Below are 20,069 nucleotides of genomic sequence, written 5' to 3'. Positions count from 1 at the left end.
GGGAGCGGGTTTACCCACTCCCTCAGGGGCCGAGAGAGGCTGAATCATGCACCAATGGATCAACGCCCTCGCCGACCACCAGTCCCGCGGCGAAGCCTGCGTGCTGGTGACCATCATCGAGGAGCGCGGTTCGACCCCACGCAACGCCGGCTCGAAAATGGTCGTCAGCAGCACCGGCCTGTTCGACACCATCGGCGGCGGCCACCTGGAATACAAGGCCCTGCACATCGCCCGGCAGATGCTTGAAGAGCACCGCAACACCCCGCACCTGGAGCGCTTCAGCCTCGGCGCCAGCCTGGGCCAGTGCTGCGGCGGCGCCACTGTGCTGCTGTTCGAGCCAATGGCCGCGGTGCAGGCAGAGATCGCCGTGTTCGGCGCGGGCCATGTCGGCCGCGCTCTGGTACCCTTGCTCGCCGCGCTGCCCTGCCGGGTGCGCTGGATCGACTCGCGTGAACAGGAATTCCCCCAGTTCATCCCCAACGGGGTGACCAAGGTCGTCAGTGAAGAACCGGTCGACGAAGTTGCCGACCTGCCGCCAGGCAGCTACTGCATCGTCATGACCCACAACCACCAGCTCGACCTGGAGCTGACCGCCGCCATTCTCAAGCGCAACGATTTCACCTGGTTCGGCCTGATCGGCTCGAAGACCAAACGGGTCAAGTTCGAGCACCGCCTGCGCGAACGCGGCTACGACGATGTCGTGCTGGCGCGCATGCGCTGCCCGATGGGCCTGCCCGAGGTCAAGGGCAAGCTGCCGATCGAGATTGCCGTGTCCATCGCCGGCGAAATCATTGCCACCTACAACGCCTGCTTCGGCCAGCACGATGCTGCCGCCAATGCTGGCCCCATTGCCCAGTTGCTGCCGCCCTCCCGGCGCAGCCAAGCCATTTGACGAGTGTGTTATGACCGTTACCCGCAAAGCCTACCGTGCCGCCATCCTGCACAGCATCGCCGACCCGGCCGAGGTAGGCCTGGACGCTTCCCATGAGTATTTCGAGGACGGCCTGCTGGTGATCGACGATGGCCGCATCAGTGCCGTCGGCCCTGCCAGCGACCTGCTGCCGAGCCTGGCGGCCGACATCGAAGTGGTGCATTACCAGGACGCACTGATCACCCCGGGTTTCATCGACACGCATATCCACTTCCCGCAGACCGGCATGATCGGCTCCTACGGCGAGCAACTGCTGGACTGGCTCAATACCTACACCTTCCCTTGCGAAAAACAGTTCGCCGACAAGGATCACGCCGACAAGGTGGCGAAGATCTTCCTCCAGGAACTGCTGCGCAACGGCACCACCACTGCCCTGGTGTTCGGCAGCGTGCACCCGCAGTCGGTCAATGCCCTGTTCGAAGAAGCCGAGCGCCTGGACCTGCGGATGATTGCCGGCAAGGTGATGATGGACCGCAACGCCCCGGACTACCTGACCGACACCGCCGAGTCCGGCTACACCGAGAGCAAACAGCTGATCGAGCGCTGGCACGGCAAGGGCCGCCTGCACTACGCCGTGACCCCACGCTTCGCCCCGACCAGCACGCCGGAACAGCTGACCCTGGCCGGTCAGCTGCTGAAGGAATACCCAGGCCTGTACATGCACACCCACCTGTCCGAGAACCTCAAGGAAATCGACTGGGTCAAGGAGTTGTTCCCCGAGCAGAAAGGCTACCTGGACGTCTACGACCACTTCGAGCTGCTCAGCGAACGCTCGGTGTTCGCCCACGGCGTGCACCTGTGCGACAGCGAATGCCAGCGCCTGGCCGAAACCGGTTCGGCCGTGGCGTTCTGCCCGACCTCCAACCTGTTCCTCGGCAGCGGCCTGTTCAACCTGCCCCAGGCTGAGCGCTTCAAGGTCAACGTGGGCCTGGGCACCGATGTCGGTGCCGGCACCAGCTTCTCGCTGCTCAACACCCTGAACGAGGCGTACAAGGTGATGCAGTTGCAAGGCGCACGCCTGCACCCGTACAAGTCGCTGTACCTGGCCACCCTCGGTGGCGCTCGCGCCTTGCGCCTGGACGACCGTATCGGCAGCCTGCGCCCAGGCAACGATGCCGACTTCGTGGTACTCGACTACAAGGCCACGCCACTGCTGGACTACCGCATTCAGCAGTCCAGCAGCATTGAAGAAACCTTGTTCGTGCTAACCACCCTGGGCGACGACCGCACCGTGCGTGAAACCTACGCCGCCGGGCGTTGCGTGCATCAGCGCTAAGGTTCTTTCGCCAGGCCCCGGTACAGCGCGCCGCCGATCGCAGCCCCGATCAGCGGCGCCACCCAGAACAGCCACAGCTGCTGCAGTGCCCAGCCGCCGACGAACAATGCCGGCCCCGTGCTGCGCGCGGGGTTGACCGAGGTATTGGTCACCGGGATCGAGATCAGGTGGATCAGGGTCAGGGCCAGGCCGATGGCGATCGGCGCAAAGCCTGCCGGGGCACGGGCGTCGGTGGCGCCCATGATCACCACCAGGAACATGGCGGTCATCACCACTTCACTGATGAAACCCGCGCCGAGCGTGTAGCCGCCGGGCGAATGCTCGGCGTAGCCGTTGGACGCCAGGCCCGAGGACAGTTCGAAACCGGCCTTGCCACTGGCGATGAGGTATATCACGCCAGCCGCCAGAATGGCACCGATCACCTGGGCGATCACATAGGGCAGCAGCTCTTTGGCCGGGAAGCGCCCACCGACCACCAGCCCGAACGACACGGCGGGGTTGAGATGACAACCGGAGATATGGCCGATGGCGAAGGCCATGGTCAGCACGGTAAGGCCGAAGGCGAAAGCGACACCGAGCACACCGATGCCGACGGGAGAACTGGCTGCGAGTACGGCACTGCCACAACCACCAAGAACCAACCAGAAGGTGCCGACCAGCTCGGCCCCCATCCGTGTACCCAGAGACATGGTCATCGACCTATCCTCAAGAAGTGGAACGCAATGGATGCGCAAGCCCAACTGCTTGATGAAGGTTTGCTCACAAGAATTTAGCAGACGTTTGGCTAATGGCCAGTAATGACGAAGGGCTGCAAAAGCAGCCCTTCGGTCACATCAGGCAAACGATCAACCCTTGGCCGACACCTTGGGCTTTTTCAGCAGGTGCGAGAACACGGCGTGCAGGTCGTCCGAGGCGCTCTCCTCGTCCAGGTTCAGTTTGCTGTCGATATGGTCCATGTGGTGCATCATCAGGCTCACTGCCTGCTCGGCATCACGCGCCTCGATGGCATCGATCAATTGCATGTGCTCGTCATACGAGCAGTGCGAGCGGGTGCCGGTCTCGTACTGGGCGATGATCAGCGAAGTCTGCGACACCAGGCTGCGCTGGAAGCTGACCAGCGGGGCATTGCCGGCGGCTTCAGCCAGCTTGAGGTGAAACTCGCCGGAAAGGCGGATACCCGCACCACGGTCACCACGGGAGAAGCTGTCGCGTTCCTCACGCACCATCTGGCGCAGCTCGTTGAGCTGCTCAAGCGTCGCGTGCTGGACTGCCAGTTCGGTGATGGCACGTTCGACCATGCGCCGCGAGAAGAACACCTGGCGCGCCTCTTCAACCGTCGGGCTGGCCACTACCGCACCGCGATTGGGCCGCAGCAGCACCACGCTTTCGTGGGCCAGGCGCGACAGGGCGCGGCGGATGATGGTACGGCTGACGCCAAAGATCTCGCCCAGCGCTTCCTCGCTCAACTTGGTACCCGGCGCCAATCGCTGCTCGAGGATCGCCTCGAAGATATGCGCGTAGACGATGTCGTCCTGGGTACCACTGCGGCCGGCCTTGCCAGTACGCGCAGGTTTTTTCAGAGGTTGCAGCTGTTCGTTCATGGGCTCTCGAGGCACGAAGAGAAAGTATGGCGCCATTGTACACAGGCTGAGGCGATTCCGCAGGGGGCGTTTTACCTATATAGCCGTTGTACGACGCATTGCGCACACAAAACATAAAACATTATTTGCATTCTTTGTACACAAAAGCATAATCCACCGAGCAACATCTTGACCCGTAAGTCAACAAAACGCGTCAGACGTCTGCCTTCCCCTCGCGGAGCCACCAAGTGCATAGCTCAGGACCCTGGCTCCCACAACAACAAGAAAGACTTGAGGAGTACATGCTGTGGAAAGCCGCAAATCGGAAGCCCCTACGCTGGATCTCGCGCCGCCGCTCGAAACGAGTTGGCTGGAGCGGATTTTCAAACTCAAGCAACACGGCAGCACTGTCAGAACCGAACTGATCGCCGGGGTGACCACCTTCATCACCATGGCCTACATCATCTTCGTCAACCCCAACATCATGGCCGACGCCGGCATCGACCATGGTGCCGCCTTCGTCGCCACCTGCATCGCTGCCGCGCTGGGCTGCCTGCTGATGGGCCTGTACGCCAACTGGCCGGTGGGCCTGGCGCCGGGCATGGGGCTCAATGCCTTCTTTACCTACACCGTGGTCGGCACCATGGGCTACAACTGGGAAACGGCGCTGGGGGCGGTATTCGTCTCGGGTGTGCTGTTCATGTTCCTGACCCTGTCACGCGTGCGCGAGTGGCTGCTCAACAGCATCCCGGTGAGCCTGCGCCATGCCATGGGGGCCGGCGTCGGATTGTTTCTCGGGCTGATCGGCCTGAAGACTGCCGGCATCATCGTTGCCAGCCCGGCCACCCTGATCAAGCTGGGTTCGCTGCATGAACCAGGGCCGCTGCTGGCGGCGCTGTGCTTCCTGCTGATTGCCATCCTCAGCTACAAGCGTGTGTTTGGTGCGATCCTGATCAGCATCATCGGCGTCACCCTGGCCGGCTGGGGCCTGGGGCTGGTCAAGTTCGGCGGGGTGATGTCGATGCCGCCGAGCCTGGCACCGACCTGGATGGCCATGGACGTGGCCGGCGTGTTCAACGTCAGCATGATCAGCGTGGTGCTGGCGTTCCTGTTCGTGCACATGTTCGACACCGCCGGCACCCTGATGGGCGTGGCCCAGCGGGCCAACCTGGTGGCACCGGACGGGCGCATCGAAAACCTGTCGCGGGCATTGAAGGCCGACAGCGCGTCGAGCGTGTTCGGTGCGGTGGTCGGCGTACCACCGGTGACCAGCTACGTGGAAAGTGCTGCCGGTGTAGCCGCAGGTGGTCGTACTGGCCTGACGGCGGTGGTAGTCGGCCTGTTGTTCATCGCAGCAATGTTCTTCGCCCCGCTGGCCGGGATGATTCCCGCCTATGCCACTGCCGGCGCGCTGATCTACGTGGCGATGCTGATGATGGGCAGCATGGCGCATATCCACTGGGACGAAGCCACCGACAGCATTCCGGCGATCGTCACGGTGATCATGATGCCGCTGACCTTCTCGGTCGCCGATGGTATTGCCCTGGGCTTCATCAGCTATGTGGCGTTGAAGGCGGGTACCGGCAAATACAAGGAAATCTCCGCCAGCCTGTGGGTACTGTGCGTGATCTTCATTGCCAAGTTCGTGTTCCTCTGAGCCTCACCGCACCAACCAAGGGCGCTTCGGCGCCCTTTCTTTATTCATTCAACCTGTACCGGCCACACAAAAACAGCAGACGAAAAAAAGCCCGCCAGTGTGAGAGCGGGCCAAAGGACCTACGAAGATTCTTCTAGCGACCAACTAGCTTCCGCGGTAGGTCGAATAGCTGTACGGCGAGATCAGCAGCGGCACGTGGTAGTGCTCCTGCTTTTCATCGATGCCGAAACGCAGCACGACAACATCCAAAAACGCCGTGTCCGGCAGCTGCACGCCGCGGGCACGGTAGTAGGCGCCAGCACTGAACTGCAGCTGGTAGACGCCGGTACGGTAATCGTCACCCTGCAGCAGCGGGGCGTCGACGCGGCCATCGCTGTTGGTCAGGGCAGTGTTCACCAGCTCCAGTTGCTGGCCTTCGACGCGGTACAGCTCGACCTTGATCGAGCTGCCTGGGCAGCCATGCGCGGCATCCAGTACGTGTGTGGTCAAACGTCCCATCTGCTTGTCGCCTCTTGTTCAATCTATGGGCAAAAAATACACAGCGAATGCCCCAGCATGGGGCCTGCGATGTGCGGGAATGAGGCCATTAAGACATTTCAGCGCTAGATTGTACACAATTTTTTAAGCCCTTGCGTCGCGAGCCCCGCCAACCAGCCATCAGTCACAAATACAGGCGCTGTGCAGAGCCTAACGCCATTAACTGACCAAACAGGCAGGTTTCTTGCAACGGATTCTCATGCGACAAAAGGGAAGAAATGCGGAAAAACAGGCTTACAAAAGATTTCAGAAGTTGTATACAATCAGCCCATCCGGTGGTGCGACATCCCGACGCGGCCCGCCCACCCCGCACTAACACACAAGAAGGAAGACTGCAGTGAGCGCTGACTACCCTCGCGACCTGATCGGTTACGGCAACAACCCTCCTCACCCGCAATGGCCGGGCAACGCTCGCATCGCGCTGTCTTTCGTCCTCAACTACGAAGAAGGCGGCGAACGCAACATCCTGCACGGTGACAAAGAGTCCGAAGCCTTCCTCTCCGAAATGGTCGCTGCCCAGCCGCTGCAGGGCCAGCGCAACATGAGCATGGAATCGCTGTACGAGTACGGCAGCCGCGCCGGCGTCTGGCGCCTGCTCAAGCTGTTCAAGGACAGCGGGGTACCCCTGACCGTCTTCGCCGTGGCCATGGCCGCCCAGCGCCACCCCGATGTGATCCGCGCCATGGCCGAAGCCGGCCACGAGATCTGCAGCCACGGGTACCGCTGGATCGACTACCAGAACATGGACGAGGCCCAGGAGCGCGAGCACATGCTCGAAGCCATCCGCATCCTCACCGAACTCACCGGCGAACGCCCGGTGGGCTGGTACACCGGCCGCACCGGCCCGAACACCCGCCGCCTGGTGATGGAGGAAGGTGGCTTCCTCTATGACAGCGACACCTACGACGACGACCTGCCCTACTGGGAACCGAACAACCCGACCGGCAAGCCACACCTGGTGATCCCGTACACCCTCGACACCAACGACATGCGCTTCACCCAGGTGCAGGGCTTCAACTGTGGCGAGCAGTTCTTCCAGTACCTGAAAGACGCCTTCGATGTGCTGTACGCCGAAGGCAGCGACGCCCCGAAGATGCTGTCCATCGGCCTGCACTGCCGCCTGGTCGGCCGCCCGGCGCGCCTGGCCGCGCTCAAGCGTTTCGTCGACTACGCCAAAAGCCACGATCAGGTCTGGTTCGCCCGTCGCGTGGACATTGCCCGCCACTGGTACGCCACCCACCCGTACAAGAAAGAGAACGCCTGATGACCGCCTTCAAAACCCTCAAGCCCTCCACCCTGTCCCGTGACGCCTTCGTCGCGGCGTTCGCCGACATCTATGAGCACTCGCCATGGGTCGCCGAAAAAGCCTACGACCTGGGCCAGCTGGACGAACTGGACGAGATCGAGGCGCTGCACCAGCGCATGAGCGACATCCTGCTCAGCGCCAACCACGCCGACCAACTGGCGCTGATCAACGCTCACCCGGACCTGGCCGGCAAGGCCGCCATCCAGGGCGAGCTGACCGAATCGAGCACCAACGAGCAGGCCGGCGCCGGTATCCACCAGTGCACCGCCGAAGAGTTCGCCCGTTTCACCGAACTGAACGACGCCTACAAGGCCAAGTTCCAGTTCCCGTTCATCATGGCGGTAAAAGGTAGCAACCGGCACCAGATCCTCGCCTCCTTTGAAAAACGCATCCACAACGATGCCGATGCCGAATTCAAGGAAGCCCTGGCGCAGATCAACCTGATCGCCCTGTTCCGCCTGCTGCAGCTGTAAGCAACAGCCGAACCTTATTTGAAAAACGAACAATAGAAGAGAATCCGCATGCGCACCCTGACGATCGAGCCCCTGACCAAAGAAGCCTTCGCCGAATTCGGAGACGTGATCGAAACCGATGGCAGCGACCACTTCATGATCAACAACGGCTCGACCATGCGCTTCCACAAGCTCGCCACGGTCGAGACCGCCGAGCCTGAAGACAAGGCGATCATCAGCATCTTCCGCGCCGACGCGCAGGACATGCCGCTGACCGTGCGCATGCTGGAGCGCCATCCGCTGGGCAGCCAGGCTTTCATCCCGCTGCTCGGCAACCCCTTTCTGATCGTGGTCGCGCCCGTTGGCGATGCACCTGTATCAGGTTTGGTCCGTGCCTTCCGTAGTAACGGCAGGCAGGGCGTTAATTACCATCGCGGCGTCTGGCACCACCCGGTGCTGACGATCGAAAAGCGGGATGACTTCCTGGTGGTTGATCGCAGTGGTTCTGGCAACAACTGCGATGAGCATTACTTCACCGAGGAACAGATGCTGATCCTCAATCCCCACCAATAAGAAAAGGTCGGTCATCGTTCACGGTGATCGGCAGAGGTACATACTGTGGAAGCACACCTTCACGAATGGCTGAACCTGAGCATTCGCTGGGTTCACATGATCACCGGCGTGGCCTGGATCGGTGCATCGTTCTACTTCGTCTGGCTGGAGAACCACCTGAACCGAAGCAACCCGCGCGATGGGTTGTCGGGTGATCTCTGGGCGATTCACGGCGGTGGTATCTACCACCTGGAGAAATACAAGCTCGCACCCCCGAAAATGCCCGAGAACCTGCACTGGTTCAAATGGGAAGCCTACTTCACCTGGATGTCCGGTATCGCCCTGCTGTGCGTGGTGTTCTACTGGAACCCGAGCCTCTACCTGCTGGCCCCCGGCAGCACCCTGAGCGGTGCCGAAGGCGTGGCCATCGGTATCGGTTCGCTGGTTGCCGGCTGGTTCATCTACGACTTCCTGTGCGACTCGCCACTGGGCAAGCACCCTGCCCTGCTCGGCGCCGTGCTGTTCGTCCTGATCATTGCCGCCTGCTTCGGCTTCAGCCTGGTGTTCAGCGGCCGTGGTGCGTACCTGCACACCGGCGCGATCATCGGCACCATCATGGTCGGTAACGTGTTCCGCATCATCATGCCGGCCCAGCGCCAGCTGGTGGCGGCGATCGAGAACAACCAGACCCCGGACCCGGTACTGCCGGCCAAGGGCCTGCTGCGCTCGCGTCACAACAACTACTTCACCCTGCCGGTGCTGTTCATCATGATCAGCAACCACTTCCCGAGCACCTACGGTAGCCAGTACAACTGGCTGATCCTGGCCGGCATTGCAGTAGCCGCGGTTCTGATCCGCCACTACTTCAACACCCGCCACGACAGCAACAAGTACGCCTGGACCTTGCCGGTCGGTGCCCTGGCGATGATCTGCCTGGCCTATGTCACCGGCCCCAAGCCGATGGCAGTCAGCCCTGAGCAGGCCGCAGCGAAGGTCGAGTACCAGCCACTGCCCGCCACCGCCGTCGGTGGCAAGACCGCCGCCGAGCTGCGCGCCGAGGAAGCCGCCAAGGCCGCCGAAGCACCAGCCGCACCAGCCGAGGCCCCGGCCCAGGCAACTGCACAGGCCGCGGGTGGCGACTTCGACAAGATCCACAAAGTCATCCAGGAACGCTGCAGCGTGTGCCACTCGTCGAAACCGACCAGCCCACTGTTCAGCGCAGCACCTGCCGGCGTGATGTTCGACACCCCGCAGCAGATCCAGGCCCAGGCCGCGCGCATTCAGGCGCAAGCGGTTGCCAGCCAGATCATGCCGCTGGGCAACATCACCCAGATGACTGCCGAAGAGCGCAAGCTCGTCGGTGACTGGATCGCCAAAGGCGCTCAGGTCAACTGATCCACCGGGCGCACCGCTCTCCCTGTGGGAGCGGGCTTGCCCGCGAAGAGGCCGGTAAATCCGGCCTCTGTTTCAAGACATACGCAACAAGCAAGCATCGAGCGTTCGACTGCTGGCGGGAAACCCGGGCTGCCTTGGCCCGCCGCTTGCGACCGGCGCTTGGATCCGAGAATAAAAACAAAACTCGAGGTGCTGCATGTCCGAGTCACGCAAGGCGTACATTCCAGTTGCGCCGCCGCGACAGCCTCTGCCCCTGTTCCAACTGTTCCTGGTTGGCCTGCAACATGTACTGCTGATGTACGGGGGGGCGATTGCCGTCCCTCTGATCATCGGCCAGGCCGCTGGTTTGTCCCGTGAAGAAGTCGCTTTCCTGATCAACGCCGACCTGCTGGTCGCCGGTGTCGCCACCATCATCCAGTCGTTCGGGATCGGCCCGGTCGGGATCCGCATGCCGGTGATGATGGGTGCCAGCTTCGCTGCCGTCGGCAGCATGGTGGCCATGGCCGGCATGCCGGGCGTGGGCCTGCAGGGGATCTTCGGCGCGACCATCGCTGCCGGGTTCTTCGGCATGCTGATCGCGCCGTTCATGTCCAAGGTCGTACGCTTCTTCCCACCACTGGTCACCGGCACGGTGATCACCTCGATTGGCCTGTCGCTGTTCCCGGTCGCAGTCAACTGGGCCGGTGGTGGCCAGGACGCCACGACCTTCGGCTCGCCGATCTACCTGCTGGTGGCTGGCCTGGTGCTGGCCGTCATCCTGTTGATCAACCGCTTCATGCGCGGCTTCTGGGTCAACGTGTCGGTGCTGGTGGGCATGGGCCTTGGCTACATCCTCGCCGGTTCCATCGGCATGGTCGACCTGTCGGGCCTGAGCGACACGCCGTGGCTGCAAGTGGTCACCCCACTGCACTTCGGCATGCCGACCTTCAGCCTGGCGCCGATCCTGTCGATGTGCCTGGTAGTGGTGATCATCTTCGTCGAGTCGACGGGCATGTTCCTCGCCCTGGGCAAGGTGACAGACCGTGAAGTGACACCAGGGATGCTGCGTCGCGGCCTGTTGTGCGATGCCGGCGCGTCGTTCATCGCCGGTTTCTTCAACACCTTCACCCACTCCTCGTTCGCCCAGAACATCGGCCTGGTGCAGATGACTGGCGTGCGTTGCCGCTACGTCACGATAACCGCAGGCGCACTGCTGATCATGCTCAGCCTGCTGCCCAAGGCAGCCTTCCTGATTGCCTCGATCCCGCCCGCGGTACTGGGCGGCGCGTCCATCGCCATGTTCGGCATGGTCACCGCCACCGGGATCAAGATCCTCCAGGAAGCCGACATCGGCGACCGCCGCAACCAGCTGCTGGTGGCGGTAAGCGTCGGCTTCGGCCTGATCCCTGTGGTCAAGCCGGAGTTCTTCGCGCAGATGCCGCAGTGGATGGAACCCATCACCCACAGCGGGATTGCCATGGCCACGGTCAGTGCCCTGGTGCTCAACGTGCTGTTCAACATCCTCGGTGGTGCCGAGCGCGCCGTGCATAACGACGCCTGCCACCAACATTGAGCCCTGAGCGGGGCGGCGCAGTGTGCCGCCCCTGTTCACTATCCGCCGTAACCGCTTCACCGTCGGCCCGCCGGAATGGGCCGCTCGGGGCGCCTGCGCGCCGAAAAAACCGCCAACAAAAACAATAAGTCCGGGAATCACAACATGAAGCGCATCACCTCGTCCCTGCTGCTGGGCAGCAGCCTGCTGGCCACCCTCCCCGCCCATGCAGGCGATTGGCTGCTGTGGCACGGCGAAAGCCTGACGTACCTGTACGGCAAGGACTTCAAGATCAACCCCGATATCCAGCAGACCATCACTTTCGAGCACGCCAACAAATGGAAGTACGGCGACACGTTCTTCTTCGTCGACAAGATCTTCTACAACGGCAAGGCTGACCGCAGCAAAGGCGAGGACACCTACTACGGTGAGTTCAGCCCACGCCTGTCGTTTGGCAAGATCTTCGACCAGAAGCTCGCCTTCGGCCCGATCAAGGACGTGCTGCTGGCGATGACCTATGAACGTGGCGAAGGCGACAACGAGGCCTACCTGATCGGCCCCGGCTTCGACCTGGACATTCCCGGCTTCAACTATTTCACCCTGAACTTCTACGTGCGCAACACCGAGGGTGACCGCCCCGGTGACAACGTCTGGCAGATCACCCCCGGCTGGTCCTACACCATCCCTGTGGGCAAATCCGACATTCTGATCGATGGCTACATGGACTGGGTCACCGACAACGACCAGAACAACCGTGGCACCTACCACGCCAACCTGCACTTCAACCCGCAGGTCAAATACGACCTGGGCAAGGCCCTGAACATCGGCGCCAAGCAGCTGTACGTCGGCTTCGAGTACAGCTACTGGAAAGACAAGTACGGCATCGACAGCCGCGGCAACCTGGACAGCAATCAGAGTGTCGCCAGTGCCCTGATCAAAGTGCACTTCTGAAAATCTGACCAAACGCACAGGTTTGAATCACCGTGCTCCAGGACGGAGCACTTGAGGCGCGGCGCGCAAGCCAGTAATCTGCGCGCCCCCTCGATCAGGGCAGGATGGATTCTGCCTGCGTTTACTGACCGCTCAGTCAATGAATTCGGGCGGTTGGCCAACGTGTTGCCAGCCTGAAACACCCATTTTCATCCGTTCAGAACGAGTCGAGCAGGAAGGTAGCAGCTAACCCCGAAAGTTGGCGCAGCTCTTGCCAAACAAGTGTGGCCAATCGAAAAAAGCTGACTCAAAAGACAAAAAAGCGCCGGTAACGAGCGCTGACAACAGATCAATCAAGGGAGCGACACTCGCAATGCGTACCATCAACAGCCTGATTCTCGCGGGCGGCCTGCTGGCCTGCGGCACCACCTTCGCCGGCGACCTGCTGCAGTGGCAGAACAACAGCCTGACCTACCTGTGGGGCAAGAACTTCAAGGTCAACCCCGATACTCAGCAAACCTTCACCTTCGAGCACGCCGATGGCTGGAAGTACGGCGACAACTTCTTCTTCGTCGACAAGATCTTCTACCAGGGCAAGAAGGACGCCAATAACGGCCCCAACAGCTACTACGGCGAATTCAGCCCGCGCCTGTCGTTCGGCAAGATCTTCGACCAGAAGCTCGAGTTCGGCCCGGTCAAGGACGTGCTGCTGGCCGCGACCTACGAGTTTGGCGAGGGTGACGTCGAGTCGTACCTGATCGGCCCAGGCTTCGACCTGAACATTCCGGGCTTCGACTACTTCCAGCTGAACTTCTACAACCGCATGCCTGAAGGCAGCCGCGCGGGCAACAATGTCTGGCAGATCACCCCGGTCTGGTCCTACACCATTCCGGTCGGTGACTCGGATGTGCTGATCGATGGCTTCATGGACTGGGTCGTCGACAATGACGAGAACCGTCACGGCACCTACCACGCCAACCTGCACTTCAACCCGCAGATCAAGTACGACCTGGGCAAAGCCCTGCACCTGGGCGAGAAGCAGCTGTATGTGGGTGTCGAGTACGACTACTGGAAGGACAAGTACGGCATCAAGGACAGCGATGGCTTCACCACCGACCAGAACACCATGAGTCTCTTGGTAAAAGTGCACTTCTGATCGGCGCAATCGTGACAGCGCCGTTATTTGACGGCGCCGTCATTCAACCACTTTGTAAGTTTACGCTTACAGCGTTTTAAGACTTTATCTTACTTACTACAAATATTGCCTTGTGAGTCAAAAACATGACCACTGGCAGTAACATGCCAAACACCAGCAATACCCACTCTACTTGGTGGTGCGGGATCACCCGGAAGATATCCAGCACCAGCATGACCGAATTGATCGCCAATGCCAGGCCAAACATCCCACAGCACTTGTAAAGGGCCTGAGTGTCAGCGCTGCGCAGCAGGAAGCCAAAGCCCAAAGCCCCCCACGCCAGTGCTGTGAGCAGGTAGAGCGCCAGGTGATAGGCGTCGTAAGTCAGCACACCGACATGTGGGTTTTTCCTCCCGATCAAGTCTGAAAAAGCTAGTTACGACTATAAAGCCATCGCCTTCGCCTGTACGGCGATTTTTTGACAATATTTTTGCAAATTTTCGACTAGACTCGTTGCCCTCGCACAACCAAGAAAGAAAACAGGCCAACTTGATGCGTACTTCCCTCGCCGCGCCATGGCGCTATCTGCTGCTGCTTTGCTCAACCTGGTTCGGCATATTCCTGCTGACACGAATCCTATTGCTGGTGACTCATCTGGATGAGGTCAGCGGCAATTATTTCTCGATCTTCTTCGACGGGGCCATCTACGACCTGAGCTTCCTCATCTACACGGCCCTGCCGCTGGGTGTGTACCTGGCGCTGTGCCCGAACAGGCTGTGGCGCTCGCCTGCCAACCGCTGGCTGCTCGGCGGTTTGCTGGTGGTCAGCCTGTTCGTGATGCTGTTCGTCGCCGTGGCCGAGTGGCTGTTCTGGGATGAATTCGGCGTACGCTTCAACTTTATCGCTGTCGACTACCTGGTGTATTCCAAGGAAGTGCTGGACAACATCCGCGAGTCCTACCCACTGCCGGCACTGCTCAGCGGCATCGCGGTGGCCGCAGCCCTGCTCGCTCTGCTGTTGCGCAAACCGCTGGCCCAGGCCCTCGCCGGCCCCGCCGCCACCTCACGCCAGCGCTTCTCCGGGCTGGGCGTGCTGGCCGTGCTGGTCGGCCTGAACATCGTGGTCATCGACCAGCAGTTCCCACGCGGCCAGGGCGGCAACGCCTACCAGCGCGAACTGGCCAGCAACGGCCCTTACCAGTTCTTCGCCGCCTTCCGTAACAACGAACTGGACTACACCCAGTTCTACGCCAGCCTCGGCGCCGGTGAAGTCGGCGCGCAGATGCACCAGGAACTGGCCGAACCCAATGCCAGCTTCCAGGGCCAGGAGCCTCAGGACATCCGCCGCCACATCAGTGCCAACGGCGAGCAGCGCACCCCGAACATCATCCTGGTGACCATCGAAAGCTTCAGCGCCAAGTACATGGGCAGCAACGGCGATGCGCGCAACCTCACGCCGAACCTCGACGCCCTGCGCCGCGAGAGCCTGTACTTCAACAACTTCTACGCCACCGGCACCCGTACCGACCGCGGCCTGGAAGCCATCACCCTGTCGATCCCGCCCACCCCGGGCCGCTCGATCGTCAAGCGCATCGGCCGCGAAAGCGGTTACGCCAGCCTTGGCCAGCAACTGACCGCCAAAGGCTACGACGCCGTCTTCGTCTACGGCGGGCGCGGCTACTTCGACAACATGAATGCCTTCTTCAGCGGCAACGGCTACCGCATTGTCGACCAGAGCAGCGTCGATGAAAGCGAAATCAGCTTCAAGAACGCCTGGGGCATGGCTGACGAGGACCTGTACCGGCAGACCCTCAAGCTGGCCGATGCCGATTTCGCCCAGCAAAAGCCGTTCTTCCTGCAACTGATGACCACCTCGAACCACCGTCCCTACACCTACCCGGACGGCCGCATCGACATCCCGTCAGGCGACGGCCGCGAAGGCGCGGTGAAGTACACCGACCATGCCATCGCCCAGTTCCTCAAGGAAGCCAAGGGCAAGCCGTGGTTCGACAACACCCTGTTCGTCTTTGTCGCCGACCACACGGCCGGTAGCGCCGGGGTCGAGGACCTGCCGGTGAACAACTACCAGATCCCGCTGTGGATCTACGCACCGAAAATGGTCGAGCCCCGCGAAGACAGCAAGCTGGCCAGCCAGATCGACCTGGCACCTACCCTGCTGGGCTTGCTCAACTTCGACTACACCTCGACCTTCTTCGGCCGCGACCTGCTCAAGGAAGACGACCTGCCGCCACGCGTGCTGATCGGCAACTACCAGCACCTGGGGCTGTTCGACGGCAACAACCTGGCCATTCTCAGCCCACGTGGCGGCATGCGTGTGCATGAAGACGCCTTGGGCAAAAGCCGGGAAACCACGGTCACCAGCGACAACCCACTGATCCGCCGGGCAATCGCCTACTACCAGAGTGCGGCCCACGGCTTCAGCCAGGGCCTGCTGGCCTGGAAGCCCGAGGAGCAAGGCATCGCAACCGGCAAGTGAGCCCTCATGTGGCGGGCCGCAGCGCCCGCCACAGTTTCCCCGCAGCAGCCACCACCGCCAGCACCACGGCCCCGGCCAGCACACCGGCCAGGCCATTGAGCAGGCCGCTGGTCAGTGCCCCTCCGCGCCCCTCGCTGAACGCCTCGACCGCGTGATGCAGGGGCGCCACCCCGTGTACCAGAATCCCGCCACCGACCAGGAACATCGCCGCGGTGCCGATCACTGAGAGGCTCTTCATCATGTAGGGTGCGGCCCGCAGGATGCCGTTGCCGATCGAACGGGCCAGCTGCGACGACTTCTGGGTCATCCACAGCCCCAGGTCGTCAAGCTTGACGATACCGCCCACCAGCCCGTACACACCGATGGTCATGACCACCGCGATGCCCGACAGCACGATGATCTGCTGCGTCAGCGGCGAGTCGGCGACGATGCCCAAGGTAATGGCGATGATTTCGGCGGAGAGGATGAAGTCGGTACGCACTGCACCCTTGATCTTGGCTTTCTCGAACGCCACCAGGTCGACAGTGGCATCGGCCACGGCCTCCTTGCGCGCCTCGTGCTGCACTTCGTCCTCTTCCTTGCTGTGCAGAAACTTGTGCGCCAGCTTCTCGAAGCCTTCAAAGCACAGGTAGGCGCCACCCAGCATCAGCAGCGGCGTCACTGCCCAAGGGATGAACGCGCTGATCAACAGCGCCGCCGGCACCAGGATCGCCTTGTTCACCAGCGAGCCCTTGGCCACCGCCCACACCACCGGAATCTCGCGCTCAGCGCGCACGCCGGTGACCTGCTGGGCATTGAGCGCCAGGTCGTCACCCAACACGCCTGCGGTCTTCTTTGCCGCGACCTTGGTCATCACCGAAACATCGTCGAGCACCGTGGCGATGTCGTCGATCAGTACCAATAGACTGCTTCCTGCCATGTTTGCTTGTATCCAAATTAGACAATGTGCCGGATTCTAGCCCAAAGCCGCTGCCTTGAGCGTCCGTCGGGCGCGGTGCTACCATGCCCGATCCCTCTTAGAGGTGGCCATTATCGAGGAAGATCCCTGACCATGAGCACTATTCGCGAGCGCAACAAGGAGCTGATCCTGCGCGCAGCCAGTGAAGAGTTTGCCGACAAGGGCTTCGCCGCCACCAAGACCAGCGACATCGCTGCCAAGGCCGGCCTGCCCAAGCCGAACGTGTATTACTACTTCAAATCCAAGGACAACCTCTATCGCGAGGTCCTGGAGAGCATCATCGCGCCGATCATGCAGGCATCGACGCCGTTCAATGCCGACGGTGATCCGAAAGAAGTGTTGAGTGCGTACATCCGCTCGAAGATCCGCATCTCGCGTGACCTGCCCCATGCCTCGAAGGTGTTCGCCAGCGAAATCATGCATGGCGCACCGCACCTGTCGCCGAACCAGGTGGAGCAGTTGAATGAGCAGGCCCGGCACAACATCGAGTGCATCCAGCGTTGGATCGACCGCGGGCAGATCGCCCATGTCGATGCTCATCACCTGATGTTCAGCATCTGGGCCGCGACCCAGACCTATGCCGACTTCGACTGGCAGATTTCGGCGGTGACCGGCAAGGCCAAGCTGGCCGACAGCGATTACGATGCTGCGGCCGACACCATCATACGCATGGTGCTCAAGGGCTGTGAGCCTGAAGTGGCCTGACAATCGGCGCTGGATTCATCGCGGAAAAATCCGCTCCTACAGGCCTGTGGTAATCCTTGTAGGAGCGGATTTATCCGCGATCACGCCAGATCAGGCAGCAAAGAATTAAGCCGCTACACCCGCATCCGCCTTCAACCCCGCCTCTTCGATCGCACTGATCGCGCATTGCTCGTCGATATCCGACGTATCGCCGCTGATCCCCACCGCTCCCAGCACCTTGCCGTCCTGATCACGAATCAGCACGCCGCCCGGCGCAGGCACCACCGGCTGCTCACCCAAACCGTTCAACGCCGCGAAAAACGCCGGCCGTTGCTGTGCATCCAGCGCCAGCAGACGCGAGCCCTTGCCCAGGGCAATCGCACCCCAGGCCTTGCCGGTGGCCACTTGCGGGCGAATCAGGCTGGCGCCGTCCTCGCGCTGCAAGGCCAGCAGGTGCCCGCCGGCATCAAGCACGGCCACGGTCAGCGGCGCTGCATTGATCTTGCGGCCCGCCGCCAGCGCGGCGTTCACCAGGCTGACAGCGACTTTCAGGTTCAAAGCGTTCATGGAAAGGTCCTCTTCTTGTTGTGAGAAGCCCTGAGGGCAGGTGAAAAACCGATAAGCCAATAGAACACAACTGAATCTATTTTTGTATACAATAAATTGAAACGATCGTATGCGAGATCGCAAACCGCCGTTTTCACGGGCGCTCGAACGAAAGCGGTCTTGTCCGACGAAAACCCGTTGACCTGAGCGGCCAGCCGTGAATACACTCTGGCACAAAGCAAGTTGTATACAATTACAAAATCAATGAGGCACAAACCATGAGCAAAATGAGAGCAATCGATGCAGCCGTTCTGGTCATGCGCCGTGAAGGTGTAGATACCGCGTTCGGCATCCCGGGGGCTGCCATCAACCCGCTGTACTCGGCCCTGAAGAAAGTCGGTGGCATCGATCACGTCCTCGCTCGTCACGTCGAAGGCGCCTCGCACATGGCCGAGGGCTACACCCGCGCCAACCCAGGCAACATCGGCGTGTGCATCGGTACCTCCGGCCCAGCCGGCACCGACATGGTCACCGGCCTGTACAGCGCCTCGGCCGACTCCATCCCGATCCTCTGCATCACCGGCCAGGCACCCCGTGCCCGCCTGCACAAGGAAGACTTCCAGGCTGTCGATATCACCAGCATCGTCAAGCCAGTCACCAAGTGGGCCACCACCGTTCTGGAACCAGGCCAGGTGCCTTACGCCTTCCAGAAGGCCTTCTATGAAATGCGCACCGGCCGCCCAGGCCCTGTGCTGATCGACCTGCCGTTCGACGTGCAGATGGCCGAAATCGAATTCGACATCGACGCCTACGAGCCACTGGCAATCAACAAGCCGTCCGCTACCCGCGTACAGGCCGAAAAAGCCCTGGCCCTGCTCAATGACGCCGAGCGCCCACTGCTGGTAGCCGGTGGCGGCATCATCAACGCCGACGCCAGCGACAAGCTGGTCGAGTTCGCCGAACTGACCGGCGTACCGGTAATCCCGACCCTGATGGGCTGGGGCACCATCCCGGACGACCACGCCCAGATGGTCGGTATGGTCGGCCTGCAGACTTCGCACCGCTACGGCAACGCCACCCTGCTGAAATCCGACCTGGTGTTCGGTATCGGTAACCGTTGGGCCAACCGCCACACCGGTTCCGTCGACGTCTACACCGAAGGCCGCAAGTTCGTGCACGTGGACATCGAACCGACCCAGATCGGCCGCGTGTTCACCCCGGACCTGGGTATCGTTTCCGATGCTGGCAAGGCACTGGACGTGTTCCTCGAAGTGGCCCGCGAGTGGAAAGCCGCCGGCAAGCTGAAGTGCCGCAAGGCCTGGCTGGAAGACTGCCAACAGCGCAAGGCGAGCCTGCAGCGCAAGACCCACTTCGACAACGTGCCGGTCAAGCCGCAGCGCGTGTACGAAGAAATGAACCAGGTGTTCGGCAAGGACACCTGCTACGTCAGCACCATCGGCCTGTCGCAGATCGCTGGCGCGCAGTTCCTGCACGTGTACAAGCCACGCCACTGGATCAACTGCGGCCAGGCCGGCCCGCTGGGCTGGACCATTCCTGCCGCGCTGGGCGTGGTCAAAGCCGATCCGAAGCGCAAGGTCGTTGCGCTGTCGGGTGACTACGACTTCCAGTTCATGATCGAAGAGCTGGCGGTGGGCGCGCAGTTCAACCTGCCGTACGTCCACGTGCTGGTGAACAACGCTTACCTGGGCCTGATCCGTCAGGCACAGCGTGGCTTCGACATGGATTACTGTGTACAACTGGCGTTCGAGAACATCAACTCGACCGACGCTGCCACCTACGGTGTCGACCACGTCGCCGTGGTCGAAGGCCTGGGCTGCAAGGCCATCCGTGTATTCGAGCCGGCCGAGATCGCCCCTGCCCTGCTCAAGGCACAGAAGATGGCCGAAGAGTTCCGCGTGCCGGTCGTGGTCGAAGTGATCCTCGAGCGTGTGACCAACATTTCCATGGGCACCGAGATCAACGCGGTCAACGAGTTCGAAGACCTGGCTCTGGTCGGCAACGACGCGCCAACCGCCATCTCGCTGCTGGACTGATCGCCTGACGCCCCCAGGCTTTACTGGGGGCCTTCATCGCAAGGAGACA

The 20,069-nt window shown here is 61.6% G+C and carries 19 protein-coding genes; 13 read left to right on the top strand and 6 right to left on the bottom strand.

Features of this window, described 5'->3' with window-relative positions; translation table 11 throughout:
• The first annotated feature begins 46 nt into the window (after positions 1-46).
• Together xdhC and guaD are read left to right on the top strand one after the other, a co-directional pair.
• Positions 47-892, top strand: coding sequence for a xanthine dehydrogenase accessory protein XdhC (xdhC, locus tag F6X59_RS25705; protein ID WP_152958902.1), 846 nt, complete (start codon positions 47-49; stop codon positions 890-892).
• 10 nt (positions 893-902) lie between these two features.
• Positions 903-2,207: a guanine deaminase gene (gene guaD / locus F6X59_RS25700; protein WP_152958901.1), complete on the top strand. Its 1,305-nt coding sequence runs from the start codon at positions 903-905 to the stop codon at positions 2,205-2,207.
• Here the strand turns inward: guaD and aqpZ are convergent.
• Together aqpZ and F6X59_RS25690 are read right to left on the bottom strand one after the other, a co-directional pair.
• Positions 2,204-2,902, bottom strand: coding sequence for an aquaporin Z (aqpZ, locus tag F6X59_RS25695; RefSeq protein ID WP_152958900.1), 699 nt, complete (start codon positions 2,900-2,902; stop codon positions 2,204-2,206). The two genes, guaD and aqpZ, sit on opposite strands and share 4 nt — an antisense overlap.
• A 150-nt stretch (positions 2,903-3,052) precedes the next feature.
• Complete coding sequence (locus F6X59_RS25690; RefSeq protein ID WP_110636686.1) at positions 3,053-3,808, bottom strand: GntR family transcriptional regulator; 756 nt, start codon at positions 3,806-3,808, stop codon at positions 3,053-3,055.
• 286 nt (positions 3,809-4,094) lie between these two features.
• On the opposite strand from F6X59_RS25690, the gene F6X59_RS25685 reads away from it, so the two are divergent.
• Positions 4,095-5,444 carry an NCS2 family permease gene (locus F6X59_RS25685; RefSeq protein ID WP_372240539.1) on the top strand — a complete coding sequence of 450 codons (1,350 nt, stop codon included), beginning with the start codon at positions 4,095-4,097 and terminating at the stop codon, positions 5,442-5,444.
• A 144-nt stretch (positions 5,445-5,588) separates the two neighbouring features.
• Here the strand turns inward: F6X59_RS25685 and uraH are convergent, their stop codons facing one another.
• Positions 5,589-5,942 (bottom strand): hydroxyisourate hydrolase, encoded by a 354-nt coding sequence (gene uraH, locus F6X59_RS25680; RefSeq protein ID WP_054884130.1) that lies wholly within the window; start codon positions 5,940-5,942, stop codon positions 5,589-5,591.
• A gap of 376 nt (positions 5,943-6,318) precedes the next feature.
• On the opposite strand from uraH, the gene puuE reads away from it, so the two are divergent.
• The 7 genes from puuE to F6X59_RS25645 all read left to right on the top strand — a co-directional run bounded on the left by puuE (position 6,319) and on the right by F6X59_RS25645 (position 13,303).
• The gene (puuE, locus tag F6X59_RS25675) at positions 6,319-7,245 is read left to right on the top strand and encodes an allantoinase PuuE (protein WP_346652329.1); all 927 of its coding nucleotides are present in this window, start codon (positions 6,319-6,321) and stop codon (positions 7,243-7,245) included.
• A complete protein-coding gene (uraD, locus tag F6X59_RS25670) occupies positions 7,245-7,760 on the top strand; it encodes a 2-oxo-4-hydroxy-4-carboxy-5-ureidoimidazoline decarboxylase (RefSeq protein WP_152958899.1) in 516 nt (171 codons plus the stop codon). Before puuE ends, uraD begins: the two co-directional genes overlap by 1 nt.
• A gap of 48 nt (positions 7,761-7,808) precedes the next feature.
• Complete coding sequence (locus tag F6X59_RS25665) at positions 7,809-8,312, top strand: ureidoglycolate lyase (RefSeq protein WP_152958898.1); 504 nt, start codon at positions 7,809-7,811, stop codon at positions 8,310-8,312.
• A gap of 45 nt (positions 8,313-8,357) precedes the next feature.
• A complete protein-coding gene (locus tag F6X59_RS25660; RefSeq protein WP_027921247.1) occupies positions 8,358-9,686 on the top strand; it encodes a urate hydroxylase PuuD in 1,329 nt (442 codons plus the stop codon).
• Positions 9,687-9,882: 196 nt separating this feature from the next.
• Entirely contained in the window at positions 9,883-11,238 is a 1,356-nt protein-coding gene (locus tag F6X59_RS25655; protein ID WP_152958897.1) for a nucleobase:cation symporter-2 family protein, read from the top strand.
• A gap of 144 nt (positions 11,239-11,382) precedes the next feature.
• Positions 11,383-12,168: an outer membrane protein OmpK gene (locus F6X59_RS25650; RefSeq protein WP_152958896.1), complete on the top strand. Its 786-nt coding sequence runs from the start codon at positions 11,383-11,385 to the stop codon at positions 12,166-12,168.
• Between the two features lie 352 nt (positions 12,169-12,520).
• Positions 12,521-13,303, top strand: coding sequence for an outer membrane protein OmpK (locus F6X59_RS25645; protein ID WP_103446549.1), 783 nt, complete (start codon positions 12,521-12,523; stop codon positions 13,301-13,303).
• Positions 13,304-13,379: 76 nt separating this feature from the next.
• Here the strand turns inward: F6X59_RS25645 and F6X59_RS25640 are convergent, their stop codons facing one another.
• The gene (locus F6X59_RS25640; RefSeq protein WP_372240537.1) at positions 13,380-13,673 is read right to left on the bottom strand and encodes a hypothetical protein; all 294 of its coding nucleotides are present in this window, start codon (positions 13,671-13,673) and stop codon (positions 13,380-13,382) included.
• A 161-nt stretch (positions 13,674-13,834) separates the two neighbouring features.
• Here F6X59_RS25640 and F6X59_RS25635 point away from each other — a divergent pair, with 161 nt between their 5' ends.
• Positions 13,835-15,778 (top strand): LTA synthase family protein, encoded by a 1,944-nt coding sequence (locus F6X59_RS25635; RefSeq protein WP_152958894.1) that lies wholly within the window; start codon positions 13,835-13,837, stop codon positions 15,776-15,778.
• A 4-nt stretch (positions 15,779-15,782) separates the two neighbouring features.
• Here F6X59_RS25635 and F6X59_RS25630 read toward each other — a convergent pair whose 3' ends face one another.
• Complete coding sequence (locus F6X59_RS25630; RefSeq protein WP_152958893.1) at positions 15,783-16,697, bottom strand: DUF808 domain-containing protein; 915 nt, start codon at positions 16,695-16,697, stop codon at positions 15,783-15,785.
• 132 nt (positions 16,698-16,829) lie between these two features.
• On the opposite strand from F6X59_RS25630, the gene F6X59_RS25625 reads away from it, so the two are divergent.
• Positions 16,830-17,441, top strand: coding sequence for a TetR/AcrR family transcriptional regulator (locus tag F6X59_RS25625; RefSeq protein WP_103446543.1), 612 nt, complete (start codon positions 16,830-16,832; stop codon positions 17,439-17,441).
• A 105-nt stretch (positions 17,442-17,546) separates the two neighbouring features.
• Here F6X59_RS25625 and F6X59_RS25620 read toward each other — a convergent pair whose 3' ends face one another.
• A complete protein-coding gene (locus tag F6X59_RS25620; protein ID WP_152958892.1) occupies positions 17,547-17,987 on the bottom strand; it encodes a heme-binding protein in 441 nt (146 codons plus the stop codon).
• A gap of 257 nt (positions 17,988-18,244) precedes the next feature.
• On the opposite strand from F6X59_RS25620, the gene gcl reads away from it, so the two are divergent.
• Entirely contained in the window at positions 18,245-20,020 is a 1,776-nt protein-coding gene (gcl, locus tag F6X59_RS25615; RefSeq protein ID WP_152958891.1) for a glyoxylate carboligase, read from the top strand.
• Positions 20,021-20,069 lie beyond the last annotated feature (49 nt).

The sequence above is a fragment of the Pseudomonas sp. MN1F genome (assembly GCF_009391885.1).
Classification (GTDB): domain Bacteria; phylum Pseudomonadota; class Gammaproteobacteria; order Pseudomonadales; family Pseudomonadaceae; genus Aquipseudomonas.
Note: the sequence above shows the minus strand (reverse complement) of the source record. Positions and strands in the feature narration are given on the sequence as shown.